Annotated in this window: 9 protein-coding genes; 7 read left to right on the forward strand and 2 right to left on the reverse strand. The window is 73.4% G+C overall.

Annotated elements, in window-relative coordinates:
• Nucleotides 1-33: 33 nt before the first annotated feature.
• Together Pen02_RS01090 and Pen02_RS01095 are read left to right on the forward strand one after the other, a co-directional pair.
• A complete protein-coding gene (locus Pen02_RS01090; protein ID WP_372445537.1) occupies nucleotides 34-1,464 on the forward strand; it encodes an outer membrane protein assembly factor BamB family protein in 1,431 nt (476 codons plus the stop codon).
• Nucleotides 1,465-1,686: 222 nt separating this feature from the next.
• Nucleotides 1,687-3,357: a fumarate hydratase gene (locus Pen02_RS01095; protein ID WP_203863973.1), complete on the forward strand. Its 1,671-nt coding sequence runs from the start codon at nucleotides 1,687-1,689 to the stop codon at nucleotides 3,355-3,357.
• 159 nt (nucleotides 3,358-3,516) lie between these two features.
• On the opposite strand, the gene Pen02_RS01100 is transcribed toward Pen02_RS01095, so the two are convergent.
• Nucleotides 3,517-3,771, reverse strand: coding sequence for a hypothetical protein (locus Pen02_RS01100; RefSeq protein WP_203863974.1), 255 nt, complete (start codon nucleotides 3,769-3,771; stop codon nucleotides 3,517-3,519).
• Nucleotides 3,772-4,017: 246 nt separating this feature from the next.
• Between Pen02_RS01100 and Pen02_RS01105 the strand changes: the two genes are divergently transcribed.
• On the forward strand, nucleotides 4,018-7,014 hold the full coding sequence (locus tag Pen02_RS01105) for an AfsR/SARP family transcriptional regulator (protein WP_203863975.1): 2,997 nt from the start codon (nucleotides 4,018-4,020) through the stop codon (nucleotides 7,012-7,014).
• 175 nt (nucleotides 7,015-7,189) lie between these two features.
• Nucleotides 7,190-8,590: a class II fumarate hydratase gene (locus Pen02_RS01110; RefSeq protein ID WP_372445538.1), complete on the forward strand. Its 1,401-nt coding sequence runs from the start codon at nucleotides 7,190-7,192 to the stop codon at nucleotides 8,588-8,590.
• 133 nt (nucleotides 8,591-8,723) lie between these two features.
• Here the strand turns inward: Pen02_RS01110 and Pen02_RS01115 are convergent, their stop codons facing one another.
• Nucleotides 8,724-9,410: an IclR family transcriptional regulator gene (locus Pen02_RS01115; protein WP_203863977.1), complete on the reverse strand. Its 687-nt coding sequence runs from the start codon at nucleotides 9,408-9,410 to the stop codon at nucleotides 8,724-8,726.
• A 126-nt stretch (nucleotides 9,411-9,536) separates the two neighbouring features.
• Between Pen02_RS01115 and cysS the strand changes: the two genes are divergently transcribed.
• The 3 genes from cysS (at nucleotide 9,537) to Pen02_RS01130 (ending at nucleotide 15,186) form a co-directional block, all read left to right on the forward strand.
• Nucleotides 9,537-10,958: a cysteine--tRNA ligase gene (cysS, locus tag Pen02_RS01120; RefSeq protein ID WP_203863978.1), complete on the forward strand. Its 1,422-nt coding sequence runs from the start codon at nucleotides 9,537-9,539 to the stop codon at nucleotides 10,956-10,958.
• Nucleotides 10,958-12,115 (forward strand): 23S rRNA (guanosine(2251)-2'-O)-methyltransferase RlmB, encoded by a 1,158-nt coding sequence (gene rlmB / locus Pen02_RS01125; protein ID WP_203863979.1) that lies wholly within the window; start codon nucleotides 10,958-10,960, stop codon nucleotides 12,113-12,115. The genes cysS and rlmB overlap by 1 nt, the downstream gene beginning before the upstream one ends.
• 236 nt (nucleotides 12,116-12,351) lie before the next feature.
• Nucleotides 12,352-15,186, forward strand: coding sequence for an Hsp70 family protein (locus Pen02_RS01130; RefSeq protein ID WP_203863980.1), 2,835 nt, complete (start codon nucleotides 12,352-12,354; stop codon nucleotides 15,184-15,186).
• Nucleotides 15,187-15,340: the final 154 nt, after the last annotated feature.

The raw sequence follows: 15,340 nt of genomic DNA on the forward strand, positions 1-15,340 counted from the left end.
CACTTGCCGGACCGTCTCGTTTACGGTATGCGGATGGCCAAGGGGAGCGCCCGGAGCGCGGGCGTGATGTCCGCCCTGGCCATCGCGCTGATCGCGGTGATCGTGTTGGCCGCGACCAACGTCTGGAATCCGTTCCCCGGGGTCTGGGACTGGATCGACCGCGACGAACCGATCTCCGAGCCGGACGTCGTCTGGCAGCAGCGCGTCGGCGGTACGCCGCAGAGCGTGACCATCGCCGGCAACACGGTGGTGATCCGTTACCGGACCCGGGTCGAGTCCCGCAGTCTCGCCACCGGCCTGCGGCTCTGGGAGCGCAAGGCGGACTGGGCCGCCGTCGCCGGTGGCGACCGGGACGCCGTGGTCGCCGTCGGCAAGCTGCTGAGCAAGGGCTACGAGTTGCTCGACCCGGAGACCGGGGCGGTACGCCGCAAGGACACCGCGGCGGTCGGCGTCTGGACCTACCGCAACGCCCTGGTCGACGCGCGCTGCCGGGAGCCGCTGGACTGCACCCTGACCGCCTGGGATCCCCGGGGCAGCGCTCCGATCTGGACGACGTTCCTGCCCGGCGTCGAGACCGGGCCGCTGGCCGGCAACCCCGACACGCTCGGCACCCGGCGGCTGACCACTCGGCAGGTGCACGAGCATGCGAACGGCCCGGTCGAGATGCCGCCGCTGATCGGGCTCTCCGTCGACGGCCGGGTGCACATCGTGGACACCGCCACCGGCCGGGTGATGCAGGACGTGGAGCCGGGGCAGGAGGACCGGATCGTGGTGGTCGGCGGCCGGATGCTCCGGATCGAGGCCCGCGCCGCCGACGGCACCTGCTACTTCACGGTGGTGGCCCGGGATCCGGCGACCGGGCAGGAGGTGTGGCGCCGGGACGGGCTCAACCTGCGTACCGCCGACGGTGCGGGTTGCAAGCAGCGGGAGGATCCGCAGGGCGGGGAGAACGTCTTCGTCGGCGTCGCGCCGGACGCCCGGGAGACGGTCGTCGACGCGTACGACGGGCGGGTGCTCTGGACCGGCCCGAAAGGCGAGAAGCTGCTCGCCGTCGACGACCGGTACGCGCTGTCCCGCTCCGCCGACCAGAGCTCGGTGATCGGCAGCGAACTCGCCATCGACCGGGCCCGGTGGACCCGGAAGGTCAGCCCCGAGGGCGCCGCCGCGCTGGCCAGGAACGCCGCGCTGCTGATCGACCGCCGGCCGAACCGGATCATCGCACTCGACCCGCGCACCGGGCGGGAACTGGCCAACGTCCGCTCGTCGGCCGAGGTACTCGCGGTCGGCCCGGCCGGGATGGTGATCGGCGACGGGCGCGACATCGGGTACCTCCAGTTCGCCGGGGTCTCCACCGGCGGGCCGGCGCCGACCGCCGGACCGGGCGGCCAGGACTCCGGGCCCGGCGCCGAGTGCGGCGGCCCCAAGCAGCCGGAGTGTCCACCCGACAACGGCAAGGACGGCTGACCCCGACTCGTGTCCGGGCGCGGCACGCCGCCCTCGGGATGGCCCGGCTGGTCGAGTCGGAAACGTGGGACCCGACCGCCGCCGACGGGCTCCGCCGGGGACCTGGCCGCCGCCGACGCCGGGGCCGGAGCGCCGGGTCGGGACGGTACGGATGAGAGCGGCATCGCAGGGTCGACCCGGCGAGTGGGCCGGCCCCGGTCGGCTGGCCTAGGCTTGCCGGCTATGAGCAGTGGCGCGCCGTTCTCGTACTCCCCTCTGTTGCCCGTGGGCGCCGACCAGACCGAGTACCGACTGGTCACCGACGAGGGCGTCGACGTGGTCCACGGGCCGGGCGGCCGCCGCTTCCTGACCGTGGAGCCCGCCGCGCTGACCGCGCTGACCGCCGAGGCGATGCACGACATCTCCCACTATCTGCGGCCGGCGCACCTCGGCCAGCTCCGGGCCATCATCGACGATCCGGCAGCCTCCCCGAACGACCGGTTCGTCGCGCTGGACCTGCTGCGCAACGCCAACATCGCCGCCGGTGGCGTACTGCCGATGTGCCAGGACACCGGCACCGCGATCGTGATGGGCAAGCGCGGCCGGCACGTGCTGACCGACGGCTCCGACGACGAGGCGCTGTCCCGGGGGGTCTACCAGGCGTACACCCGGCTGAACCTGCGGTACTCGCAGCTCGCCCCGCTCACCATGTGGGAAGAGAAGAACACCGGAAGCAACCTGCCGGCCCAGGTGGAGATCTACGCCGAGGACCCGGACGGGCACCCGGACGCGTACAAGTTTCTCTTCATGGCCAAGGGTGGCGGATCGGCCAACAAGTCGTACCTCTACCAGGAGACGAAGGCGCTGCTCAATCCCACCCGGATGATGCAGTTCCTGGAGGAGAAGCTGCGGCTGATCGGCACCGCCGCCTGCCCGCCGTACCATCTCGCCGTGGTGATCGGCGGCACCTCCGCCGAGTACGCGCTGAAGACCGCGAAGCTGGCCTCGGCGAAGTACCTCGACAACCTGCCGACCTCCGGCTCGATGCTGGCGCACGGCTTCCGGGACCTGGATCTGGAGGCCGAGGTGCTGGAACTGACCCGGCAGTTCGGCATCGGCGCGCAGTTCGGCGGGCGCTACTTCTGCCACGACGTCCGGGTGGTCCGGCTGCCCCGGCACGGCGCCTCCTGCCCGGTCGCGATAGCGGTCTCCTGCTCCGCGGACCGGCAGGCGGTAGGCAAGATCACTCCGTCCGGGGTCTGGCTGGAGCGGCTGGAGACCGACCCGGCCCGGTTCCTGCCGGACGTCACCGACGCGCAGCTCGACCAGGGCTCCGAGGTGGTCCAGGTCGACCTGAACCGGCCGATGGACGAGATCCGGGCCGAGCTGTCGAAGTACCCGGTGAAGACCCGGCTCTCCCTGACCGGCCCGCTGGTGGTGGCCCGGGACATCGCACACGCCAAGATCGCCGAGCGGCTGGACGCGGGCGAGCCGATGCCGCAGTACCTGCGCGACCACGCCGTCTACTACGCCGGGCCGGCGAAGACGCCCGAGGGGTACGCCTCCGGCTCGTTCGGTCCGACCACGGCCGGCCGGATGGACGCGTACGTGGAGAAGTTCCAGGCGGCCGGCGGCTCCCAGGTGATGCTGGCCAAGGGCAACCGGTCCGGTCAGGTGACCCGCTCCTGCCACCAGCACGGCGGGTTCTACCTAGGCTCGATCGGCGGCCCGGCGGCCCGGCTGGCCCAGGACTGCATCAAGCACGTCGAGGTCCTGGAATATCCGGAACTCGGCATGGAGGCGGTCTGGAAGATCGACGTAGTCGACTTCCCCGCCTTCATCGTCGTAGACGACAAGGGCAACGACTTCTTCGCCGAGGTCACCAAACCCGTGCTGACCGTCGGCCGCCGCTGACCGAGACGCGCTGTCCGAGACGCGCTGTCCAAGATCGCGCAACATCAGTGAAGTAGGGGCCTGGTCGAGCGTTGGTGGGCGCTCCTTCGGGGATGGAGCGCGATCTCGCGGTGCTGACCGTCGGGCGGCGCTGACCGACGGACAACGGTGCCGGACTGGTCAGCCGGTGCGCGCCAGGGCGCTGGTGCGGACCAGTACCTGCCGTTCGGGGCCGGCGCTGCCGTCCCCGCGCAGCTCCACGCCGCGTAGCGACAGCCACTCGAGCTGCGGGTAGCGGCCGAGGTCCGCACCGACCCCGGTGACCCGGAGGACGAGCGGCCCCGTTCCGTAGCAGTAGTCGGACTCGTCGAATTGCAACACGTCCCCGGCGGCTGGCACGGGCCGGGACCGTTCGGGTCTTGCAGAGGCGTCCATGTCTGGCGTCTCCTCAGGTGTGGAAGGCGGCGAAACCGCTGCTCCGACACGGTGCGTCCGTCGCCCCCACGGGCCGGCGGACGCACCGCCCCCGTCGATGTGTCTCACCTGGTGTGTCGTGCGTCCCAGCGGACAGTGTGTGCGGTGGCACTCTCGTTCCACTGCCACCCCGCTATCAAGTCGATTCTGCTGCGCGTGATTGTCGGGTTACTCTGCTGCCGGGTACGACCTCGGTCAGGAGCCGACATGCGGTTCGGAATCCTTGGGCCGCTTCAGGTGAGCGGCGGTGAGTCGACGGTGACCGCTGGCCGGGACAGGGTTGTCCTGGCGGTGCTACTTCTGCATGCCCCGCAGGTGGTACCGGTCGACGAACTGGTCGACGCGGTCTGGGACGCCGACCCGCCGGTCACCGCGCGGGGGCAGTTGCAGACCTGCGTCTCCCGGCTGCGCCGGCTGCTCGCCGCCGCCGGGGTGCCGGGTGAGACGATCGTCACCGGGCCGGCCGGGTACCGCATCGTGCTCGGGCCGGACGACCTGGACGCGCAGCTCTTCGAGCGGCTGGTCACCCGGGCCCGCGCCGCCGCCGGCGAACAGAACTGGCCGGAGGCGCGGGAGGGCTACCGCGCCGCCCTCACCCTCTGGCGCGGCCCGGCCCTCGCCGGCATCTCTGGCACGGCGGTGCGCCGGGGCGCGGCCTCGCTGGACGAGCAGCGGATGCTGGCCATGGAGGACGCCTTCGAGGTCGAGCTGCGGCTCGGCCGGACCGGCGACCTGGTCGCCGAACTGACCGACCTGGTGGAACGCCATCCGCTGCGGGAACGGCTCCGGGGCCAGTTGATGCTCGCCCTGGGCGACAGTGGACGCCGGGCCGAGGCGCTGGCAGTGTTCCGGACCGGGCGGGAGATCCTCGCCGGGGAGCTGGGCATCGAGCCGGGGCCGGCGTTGCGGGAGATCCACCGGCGGGTACTCGCCGGTGAGGTCGGGTCGGCGGACGACGAGCAGCCGCTCCGGTCACCGGTACGGGCCCTGCCCCGGGCGATCGAGGACTTCACCGGCCGGCACGAGACCGTCGCCCGGCTGCGGAAGGAGATCGAGGAGGCCGGGCCGAACTTCTCCGCCGTCTACGTCATCGACGGGATGCCGGGCAGCGGCAAGACGGCGCTCGCCGTACACCTGGCGACGGCGCTCGGCACCGCGTACCCGGACGCGCACCTCTTCGTCGACCTGCACGGACACAGTCTGCACAGCCCGCTGCCGACCAGTACCGCCGTCGCCACGCTGCTGCGCCAGCTCGGCGTACCCGGGGAGCGGGTGCCGGCCGACCTCGCCGACCGGCTGGCGCTGTGGCGTACCGAGCTGGCCAGCCGGCGGGCGCTGCTGGTGCTGGACAACGCGGCCAGCACCGCCCAGGTCGGACCGCTGCTGCCGGCCGCCCCCGGCTGCCTGACGGTGGTGACCAGTCGGCGCCGGCTGGTCGGCCTGGACGGGGTACGGGCGCAGTCGCTGACCGTGCTGGAGCCGGGTGAGGCGGTGGACCTGCTGGCCCGGATCGTCGGCCCGGAACGGGTCCGGGACGAGCCGGAGGCCGCCGCCGAGGTGGTCCGGCGCTGCGGGTACCTGCCGTTGGCGATCCGGCTGGCCGGCGCCCGGCTGGCGCACCGTTCGCGCTGGCGGGTGGCGGACCTGGTCCAGCGGCTCGGCGACGCGCAACGGCCGGTACTCGCCGAGTTCGCCGTCGAGCACCGGACCCTGGCGGACGCGTTCGCGCTGTCGTACGCCCAGTTGCCGGAGCCGGTACAGCGGACGTTCCGGCTGCTCGGGATCCACCCCGGCACGCAGTTCGACCAGTACGCCTGCGCGGCGCTGACCGAGCTGCCGCTCGGGGTGGCCCGGGAACACGTCGACGAGCTGGTGGACGCGCACCTGGTCGACGAGGTGGACGCGGGCCGGTTCCGCCTGCACGACCTGGTCCGGGAGTACGCGGCCGAGCTGGTCACCGTGGTCGGCAGCGAGCCGGAGCGGCGACGCGCGCTCCAGGCGTTGCTCGACTTCTACCTGCACGCCGCCGCCTCGGTGAGCCAGGCGTTCGAGCCGACCGCCAACCTGCGGGTCGCCATCCCGGGGGAGCCGGCCCGGCCCGACCTGGTCGCCGCCGCCGCTGCCGAGGGGCGGAGCTGGCTGGAGGCGGAGCGGCGCAACCTGGTCGCGCTGGTCCATCTCGCGGTCGAGCAGGGCCTGCACCGGTACGGCTGGCGGCTCGCCCGGGCGAACTGGCGGCAGCTCTTCCTCGGCGGCCACCTCGACGAGCTGATCGAGACGCACACCGACGGGCTGCGGGCTGCCGAGGCGCTCGGCGACGACGCCGGGGTGGCGACGATGCACAACTACCTGGCGTCGGCGTACTTCCGGCTCGGCGAGTTCCAGCGGGCGGTGGAGTCGCTGCGGGTGGTCATCGCGCTCTGGGAGCGGCTCGGCGACGTGGCGGGACAGTCGGGGGCGTACGTCAACCTCGGCCTGCCGCTGCTGATGCTGGGCCGGACCCGGGAGGCGGTGCGGTACCTCGAACTCGGTCTGGCGCTGGGCCGGCGGACGGCGGCCTGGCACAGCATGCCTAACGCGCTGACCAACCTGGCCAGCGGCTACATGCAGCTCGGCCGCTATCCGGAGGCGTTGCGGGCGATGCGGAACCGGCTCTTCACCGCCCGCCAGGTGGGGCGGACCGCGCTGGTGGCCGACAGTCTGGGCGGCATCGGCGCGATCTACGGCCGGATGGGCCAGCACTCCCTGGCCCTGCGCCGGATGTACGTGGCGCTGCGGGTGCAGCAGACGGCCCGGGGGAACCTGTTCGCCACCGCCGACCTGCTGAACGAGATCGGCGCGGTGGAGCGGGCGTGTGGCCGGCCGGAGGTGGCGGCGTCCCGGCACCGCGAGGCGTTGGGTGCGATGCGGGACGCCGGGGACCGGGCCGGCGAGTGCGCCGCCCGCAACCTGCTCGGCCGGGCCCTGCTGGACCTGGGGGACACCACCGCCGCGCTGGAGCTGCACCGGCAGGCCCTGCTCGGGGCGACCAAGATCCAGCATCTGTACGAGCAGGCCCGCGCGCTGGACGGCCTCGCCCGGTGCCTGCGCGAGACCGATCCGGCGGCAGCCCGGTCGTACTGGACCCGGTCGCTGGGACTGCTGGTCCAGGTCGAGTCCCCGGACCAGCACGAGGTACGGCGGCAACTGGCGGAACTGGACTGACCACCGACGGCCCGGCCCCGCCTGCCGAGCGGGCGGCCGCGCCGCGCTCACCCGCTGGACGCCGCAGGGGGAGGAGGGGACTCGTCCCCGGTAGGAGCGGCTCGGCTCGGCCGACGGCCGGAGCGGTGACGGCGATCATCTGCGGGCCGGGCCGGTGCGGGGCAGGATGGATAGCGTGACCACACCAGAGGCGGCCGGCTACCGGATCGAACGCGACACCATGGGCGAGGTGGAGGTGCCCGTCGACGCGCTGTGGCGGGCCCAGACGCAGCGGGCGGTGCAGAACTTCCCGATCTCCGGGCGCGGGCTCGAACCGGCGCACATCAAGGCACTGGCCCAGATCAAGGGTGCCGCCGCGATGGTCAACGCCGAGCTGGGAGTGGTGGAGGCGGAGATCGCCGGGGCGATCGTCACCGCGGCGGGACACGTCGCCGACGGCGGCTACGACGACCAGTTCCCGATCGACGTCTTCCAGACCGGCTCCGGCACCTCCTCGAACATGAACGCCAACGAGGTGATCGCCACGCTGGCCGCCCGTGGACTGGGCCGCGAGGTGCACCCGAACGACGACGTGAACGCCGCCCAGTCCAGCAACGACGTCTTCCCGTCCTCGATCCACCTGGCCGCCACGTACGCGGTGGTGCACGACCTGCTGCCGGCGCTGCGGCACCTGGAGTTCGCCCTGGAGTCCAAGGTGGACGAGTTCGCCGAGGTGGTGAAGGCGGGGCGTACGCACCTGATGGACGCCACCCCGGTGACGCTCGGCCAGGAGTTCTCCGGGTACGCCACCCAGCTCCAGTACGGTGTCGAGCGGCTGGAGAGCTGCCTGCCCCGGCTAGCCGAACTGCCGCTCGGCGGTACCGCCGTCGGCACCGGGATCAACACCCCGGCCGGCTTCGCGCCGAAGGTGATCGAGAAGCTGCGCGAGATGACCGGGCTGCCGCTGACCGAGGCGCGTAACCACTTCGAGGCGCAGGGCGCCCGGGACGGGCTGGTCGAGGTCTCCGGCCAACTCCGCACGATCGCGGTCGGGCTCTACAAGATCGCGAACGACGTACGCTGGATGGGTTCCGGTCCCCGGGCCGGGCTGCGCGAACTCCAGATCCCCGACCTGCAACCCGGGTCGTCGATCATGCCCGGCAAGGTCAACCCGGTGGTCTGCGAGGCGGTACGCCAGGTCTGCGCCCAGGTGATCGGCAACGACGCGACGGTCACCTTCGCCGGTTCGCAGGGCGACTTCGAGCTGAACGTCATGCTGCCGGTGCTGGCCCGCAACGTGCTGGAGTCGATCCGGCTGCTCGCCAACGTGAGCCGGCTCTTCGCCGACCGCTGCGTGACCGGCCTGGTCGCGAACGTCGACGTGGCCCTGGCGTACGCCGAGGGGTCGCCGTCGGTGGTCACCCCGCTCAACCGCTACCTGGGCTACGACGAGGCGGCCTCGATCGCCAAGGAGGCGCTGGCCAAGGAGCTGTCGATCCGGGAGGTGGTGCTCGCCCGGGGACACGTCGAGGCGGGCAAGCTCACCGCCGAACAGCTCGACGAGGCCCTCGACGTCCTCCGGATGACCCACCCCTGAGGGTTCGGCGCCGCGCCGGGAGACTCCGTGCATCACGCACGATCCGGGAAAGAGGGGCTGTCCGTGCGTCGGAAGCCGCTCCTTCCGGGGAGTTGTGCGCCCCTGGCCGAGCCCGCGGTCGGGCGAGCCCCCGTCACGCGAGGGCGGCGGCGATTTCGGTGGCGGCGAGGCGGACCTGTGCGCCGGTTTTGGTGAGGTCGAGCGGGGCCAGGGCGACCACGCCGACGCTGGCCTCCAGGCCCGGGACGCCGAGGACGGGGGCGGCCACGCCGTAGGCGCCGGCCTGGAGTTCGCCGCTGGACGCCACCGGGTCGGCCCGGCCCTGCCGACCGGCCAGGATCGCCCGGCCCGCCGCGCCCCGGGCCAGCGGATGCCGGGCGCCGGTCCGGTACGCGACGTGGAACGCCGTCCAGCTCGGCTCGACCACCGCCAGCGCCACCCCCTCGGCGCCGTCGACCACGGTCAGGTGTGCGGTGGCCCCGGTCTGCTCGGCCAGCCGGCGCAGGGCCGGCAGGGCACCGTCGGCGAGCAGCGGCTGGGCCCGGCGGGCCAGGTGCAGCAGCCCCGCGCCGAGGCGCAGCTTTCCGCCCGCGTCGCGGCGCACCATCCCGTGCTCGACCAGCGCGCCGAGCAGCCGGTAGACCACTGCCCGGCCGACGCCCAACCGGGCCGCCGCCTCGGTCACGGTCAGTCCACCGGACGCGTCGGCGACAAGCTGGAGCAGGCGCAGGCCCCGGTCCAGGGTCTGTGCCGTCTCACCGGCCCGACCGGCGGGCTCCTCCGCCGGGCCGGCCGCCGCGTCGCTCGCCGCCCTCGCCACACCAGGCAGCGTACGGCCGGGGCCGGCCGGGGCGGGAGCGGGCAGTTCGGCGGCAGGGCGGGCCGGGCGTCCCGGGCGGTGGTCGCGGGGTGAGCCCCGACAGACATCGGTCGGTACCCTTGTACGGTGACGCTACGCCTGTATGACACCGCCACCCGATCGGTGCGGGACTTCGTCCCCATGCACGCCGACAGGGTGGGGATCTACCTGTGTGGTCTCACCGTCCAGTCTCCGCCGCACATCGGGCACCTCCGGGGCGGGGTCAACTACGACGTGCTGCGCCGCTGGCTGCTGCGCAGCGGTTTCCAGGTGACCTTCATCCGCAACATCACCGACGTCGACGACAAGATCCTGGTCAAGGCGGTCGAGCAGGACCGCCCGTTCTGGTCGATCGCGTACGCCAACGAGGTGCTGCTCGGTGCCGCGTACCGCAGCCTCAACGTGCTGCCGCCGACGTACGAGCCGAGGGCCACCGGGCACATCCCGGAGATGCACGAGCTGATCAGGAAGCTGATCGCCGACGGGCACGCGTACGTGGCCGAGGACGGTTCCGGCGACGTCTGGTTCGACGTCCGGTCGTACCCGGAATATGGCGACCTGTCCGGTCAGCGGCCGGAGGCGACCCAGACCCAGATCGCGGTCGAGGCCGCCGAGCGGGGCAAGCGGGACGCCAACGACTTCGCGCTCTGGAAGGGCGTCAAGCCGGGGGAGCCGGCCGACGCGGCCTGGCCGTCGCCGTGGGGGCCGGGCCGGCCCGGCTGGCACATCGAGTGCTCGGCGATGTGCTGGCGCTACCTCGGCGCCGAGTTCGACATCCACGGCGGCGGGCTCGACCTGACCTTCCCGCACCACGAGAACGAGCAGGCCCAGTCCCGGGCCGCCGGGCTGCCCTTCGTCCGGTACTGGGTGCACCACGGGCTGCTCAACCTCGGCGAGGCCAAGATGAGCAAGTCGCTGGGGAACGTCGTCGACCTCGACCACGTCGCCTCGATCGGGGTCCGTCCGGTCGAGCTGCGCTACTACCTGGTGGCGCCGCACTACCGGTCCCGGATCGACTACTCGGACGAGTCGCTGCGCGAGTCCGCGGTGGCGTACCGGCGGATCGAGGGCTTCGTCAGCCGGGCCGTCGAACGGGTCGGCGCGGGCGCGCTCGGCGAACTGCCGGCCGAGTTCGGCGCGGCCCTGGACGACGACGTGAACACCTCGGCCGCCGTCGCGGTGCTGCACGACACCGTCCGGGACGGCCAGATCGCGCTGGCCGGCGGCGACGACGCCGGCACCCGGGCCGCGCTCGCGACCGTCCGGGCGATGCTCGACGTGCTCGGTCTCGACCCCCTCGACGCCGCCTGGACCAGCAACGGGCAGGATGGTGAGCTGCGGTCCGTGGTCGACTCGCTGGTGGCGCTGGCTCTGGAGCAGCGGGCACAGGCCCGCAGCCGGAAGGACTGGGCCGCCGCCGACTCGGTACGGGACCAGCTCAAGCACGCGGGCGTGGTGGTCGAGGACACCCCGCACGGGCCGCGTTGGACGATCGGAGAACAGGACTGATGCCCGGAAACTCGGCCCGAAAAGGGCGTCGGGTCACCGCGAAGAAGGGCGCCACCACGGGTTCCGGCGGCAAGAACAAGGGTGCGCTCAAGGGCCGGGGCAGGACGCTGCCCGCCGACGAGCGCCCCTGGCACAAGGGATACTCCGGCACCGAGCAACTGCCGCAGCGCACCGCGTGGAAGCAGGCCAAGGAGCGCCGGGCCGCCGCCGAGGAGGGCCGGGCGCCGAAGGTCGGCGTACCGGGCAGCAAGGACACCACCTGGGGTGCCGGTGGCGCCGGCACCAAGAAGGGCGGTCGCAAGTCGGTCAGCGTCGGGCGGGGCGCGGCCAGCGCGGGGCGGAGCGGCGGCAAGCCGGCCCCGCGTCCGGGCGGCCCCCGGGTCGCACCGGGCCGCCGGTCCGCACCCGGCCGGGACGCCGCCGAGCTGCTGGTCGGTCGCAACCCGGTGGTGGAGGCGCTCCGCGCGCAGGTACCGGCCACCGCGCTCTACGTCGCGCAGGGCATCGACATCGACGACCGGGTCAACGAGGCGGTCCGGACCGCCGCCGACCGGGGCATCGCGATCATCGAGGTCAGCCGGGCCGAGCTGGACCGGATGACCGGCGGGGTACTGCACCAGGGGATCGGCGTGCAGGTGCCGCCGTTCGCCTACGAGCCGTACGAGGACATGCTGGTACGGGCGCTGGAGCAGCCCTCGCCGCTGCTGGTCGCACTCGACGGCGTCACCGACCCGCGCAACCTCGGGGCGGTGATCCGCTCGGCGGCGGCGTTCGGCGCACAGGGAGTCTTCGTACCCGAGCGGCGGGCCGCCGGGATCACCGCGACCGCCTGGCGGACCAGTGCCGGCGCGGCGGCCCGGGTGCCGGTCAGCCAGGTCACCAACCTGACCCGGGCGGTCAAGCTCGCCCAGCAGGAAGGCTTCCTGGTGGTCGGGCTGGACGCCGACGGCGAAACCGACCTGTACGACCTGGAGGCGGCGATCGGCCCGCTGGTCGTGGTGGTCGGCTCCGAGGGACGCGGGCTGTCCCGGCTCGTCGGTGCCACCTGTGACCTGCGGGTGAGCATTCCGATGGTCTCCGAGGTCGAGTCGCTCAACGCCAGCGTCGCGGCGGCGGTGGCGCTCGCCGAGGTCTCCCGGCGCCGCCTGGCCGCCTGATCCACCGACCGGCCGGTCGCCGCACCCGGTCGGCCGGCCGCCCGAGCACCGTGGACCAACTGCTCTGCACCACCACCGCCAGCCGACTGCCGGGTCAACCGGGAGCCGGTCGGTAGCGGGTTTCCCGGCCCGCCGCCCGTGCAGCGGCGGCGGGTGTGGAGGTGCCGGTCGGTGTTGGGCGGCGGGCCGTAACATGCATGGCCGGGCAACCCCTCGCCCTGCGGAGGAGTCGGTTTATGGCAGGTCAGGACGGAGGCTACGGGCTCGGCGTCGACCTCGGCACCTCGCACACCGTGGCGGTGCTGCGCTGGCCCGACGGCCGGACCCGGCCGCTGCTCTTCGACGGTCAGCCGATCCTGCCGTCCGGGGTGTTCCTGGACGGCGCCGGGCGACCGCACGTCGGGCGGGACGCCCAGCGGCTCGCCCAGGCGGACCCGAGCCGTTACGAGCCGAACCCGAAGCGGCGGATCGACGAGCCGGCCGTACTCCTCGGTGACCGCGAGATCCCCACCGTCGACCTGTTGGCCGGTGTGCTCGGCGCGGTGGCGGGCGCGGCGGTCGAGGCGGTCGGGTTTCTGCCGCCGGCCGTACTCAGCTATCCGGCCACCTGGGGGGCCCGCCGCCGGGACACCCTGGCCGCCGCCGTCGCCCGGGCCGGCTGGCCGCCGGTGAACGCCGATCCGGCGATCCGGTCGACCGCCGGGACGTTGCTGGTACCGGAGCCGGTCGCCGCCGCCCGCTACTTCGCCGACGTGCTGCGCCGGCCGGTACCGGTCCGGTCGGCACTGGCGGTCTTCGACTTCGGCGGCGGCACCCTGGACATCGCGGTGGTCCGCAACGAGGGCACCGACGAGAGCGGTCGGGCCCGGTTCGTGGTGGTCGGCTCGGGCGGGGTCGCCGACCTCGGCGGGCTGGACCTCGACTCGGCGCTGGTGGAACACCTGGGCGGGGTGATCCGGACGGCGCACGGGCCGGTCTGGGAGCAGCTCAGCCGGCCGGTCACGGCCAGCCAGTGGCGCAGCCGGCGGCAGTTCTGGGACGACGTACGCGGGGCCAAGGAGATGCTGTCCCGGGCCGCGACGGCGCCGGTTCCGGTGCCCGGCGTCGAGCAGGCGCTGCACCTGACCCGGGACGAGTTGGAGGGCGTGGTCACCCCGCTGCTGCGCCGGGGGGTCTTCGAGGCGGCCTCGGTGATCGCCAACTGCCGGCTGGGCGTCGACCAGCTCGCCGGACTGTTCCTGGTCGGCGGCTCCTCCCGGGTACCGCTGGTGGCCCGGATGCTGCACGCCGAACTCGGGATCGCGCCGACCGTACTCGAACAGCCGGAGTTGCCGGTCGCCGAGGGCGCACTGGCCGAACTTCCGGTCACGTCGGCACCGGCGGTCCGGGGCGCCGCCGGGGTGCCGGCCGGTCCGGCCGCCGCCGGCAGTGCGACGGTGCCGGGCCAGTCCCGGGGGTACGAGGCCGGCCGGGTCGCGGCGGTCTCGGCCCCGCCCGGCCAGGGCACCGCCGCAGGACCACCCCAGCCGCTCGCCACCGGCCATCCCGGGCAGCCGGTCTCACCGGCCGTCCCGGGTAGCCCGCCGCCGTTCGGGGCCGGTGGGCCGGGTAGCCCGCCGCCGTTCGGGGCAGCCGGTGGGCCGGCCTATCCGCCGGGTCCGGCCGCACCGCCGGGCGCCGCCGCGCCGGTCGGGCTGGCCGGCCTGGTACGCCGCCGCCCGGTCCAGATCGTCGCCGGGGCGGCGCTGGCGCTGCTCGGGGTGGTCGTCGCGACCCTGCTCTACCTGACCCGGGACCCCTATCCCGGGATCCAGTTCGAACCGTTCCAGGAGGTCGACCGGATCGCCGCCCGGGAGGAGAACGCGTCCCTGCTCTTCACCGCGACCGCAGGCGAGCGCGCGTACGTCGCCTACCAGCGGGCCGACCAGCGGCTCGACGTCGCGGTGCTGACGGCCGGGTCGGCGAAGGTCGAGCGGTGGTTCACCACCGACGCCGCCGCCGAGCGGTGGGAGTGGATCAAGGCGCTGCCGGACGTGTTGCTGGTCAAGCCGCAGGTCATCGGCACCACCACGCCCCAGGACGTGATCGCCCTCGACCCGGCGAACGGCGCCAAACTGTGGAGCCGGCCGGTACGCGGCGACGACGGGTTCTACTTCTTCGACGAGTACGTGGTGATCCTCGACGAGACCGCCGACGCGCTGGTCGGGATCGACGCCCGGACCGGCAAGGAATGGACGCTGCCGAACCCGAAGGGCCAGTACTCCAGCGACTCCGCCGTCCATCCGGTGCGGACCGCCCGCGAGGTGGGCGGGGCCGCCGAGCCGAGCGGCGATCCGGCGCTGCCGAACCGTGGCGACCGGCCGCAGCTCGTGCAGATCGGCGCGGACGACTCGATCCGGGTCGTGGACGTGACGAACGGCCGGGTACTCAGGTCCCGGGCCGACGCCGCCGACGTCGACGACAAGGTGCTGGCGTACGAGGGGCAGCTCTTCGTCGCCCCGTCCAGCGACGGCTACGGTCTCGCCCGGTACGACCTGGCGGACCTCGGCCCGCCGACGAACATCTACAACGCGGTGGACAAGAGTCGCCGGCCGACCGAGCTGCAACCCTGCGGCGAGCATCAGGTCTGTCTGCTGGAGACCGCCGCCGCGAACGGCGACACCACCGAGCTGGTGGCGGTCCGCACCGACCGGTCCGGCAGTCAGCAGGCGGCGTGGCGGAAGAAGGTGCCGCAGGGGCGGGAACTGCGAGCGGTGGGCGAGTACCCGCTGGTCCGGACCGGTTCCTCCAGCGAGCCGGTGGAGAACCTGTTCGGTGCCGACGGCGCGGAGAAGCTCAGCCGGGACGGGTTCGCCGTCCGGGTCGACGGCGGCAACCTGCTGGTCTTCGACAAGGATCCGAGCACATACGGCCAGGACGCCAGTGTCGCCGGGGTGGTCGCCGGCTCCGGGAAGCTGACCGAGTTGGGCCAGCTCAAGCAGGTGGCCACCGCCACCTGTAGCTGGAACAGCACCGTCGTCGTCTGCGGCGCCCGCGCCGAGTTCGTCGTCGCCCGGTTCACCGGGAACTGACCCACCCCGCCCTGACCCACCCCGCCCTGACCTGCGCCGATTGTCCCAAGACCGAGTGGAGCGCCCGCCGAACGGCGGGACCGACTCCACCGTACGGTCGTGGCCACGTCGAGTCACGACTGTCCGGTTAGGGGGGTTGTGATCCGGTTCCGAT

The sequence above is a fragment of the Plantactinospora endophytica genome, assembly GCF_016862915.1.
Classification (GTDB): Bacteria; Actinomycetota; Actinomycetes; order Mycobacteriales; family Micromonosporaceae; genus Plantactinospora; species Plantactinospora endophytica.

Coding starts and splice junctions, on each gene's coding strand:
- Pen02_RS01100 (WP_203863974.1), bottom strand. CDS start 3,771: ATGGACGCCTCTGCAAGACCCGAACGGTCCCGGCCCGTGCCAGCCGCC.
- rlmB (WP_203863979.1), top strand. CDS start 10,958: ATGCCCGGAAACTCGGCCCGAAAAGGGCGTCGGGTCACCGCGAAGAAG.
- Pen02_RS01095 (WP_203863973.1), top strand. CDS start 1,687: ATGAGCAGTGGCGCGCCGTTCTCGTACTCCCCTCTGTTGCCCGTGGGC.
- Pen02_RS01105 (WP_203863975.1), top strand. CDS start 4,018: ATGCGGTTCGGAATCCTTGGGCCGCTTCAGGTGAGCGGCGGTGAGTCG.
- Pen02_RS01130 (WP_203863980.1), top strand. CDS start 12,352: ATGGCAGGTCAGGACGGAGGCTACGGGCTCGGCGTCGACCTCGGCACC.
- Pen02_RS01090 (WP_372445537.1), top strand. CDS start 34: ATGGCCAAGGGGAGCGCCCGGAGCGCGGGCGTGATGTCCGCCCTGGCC.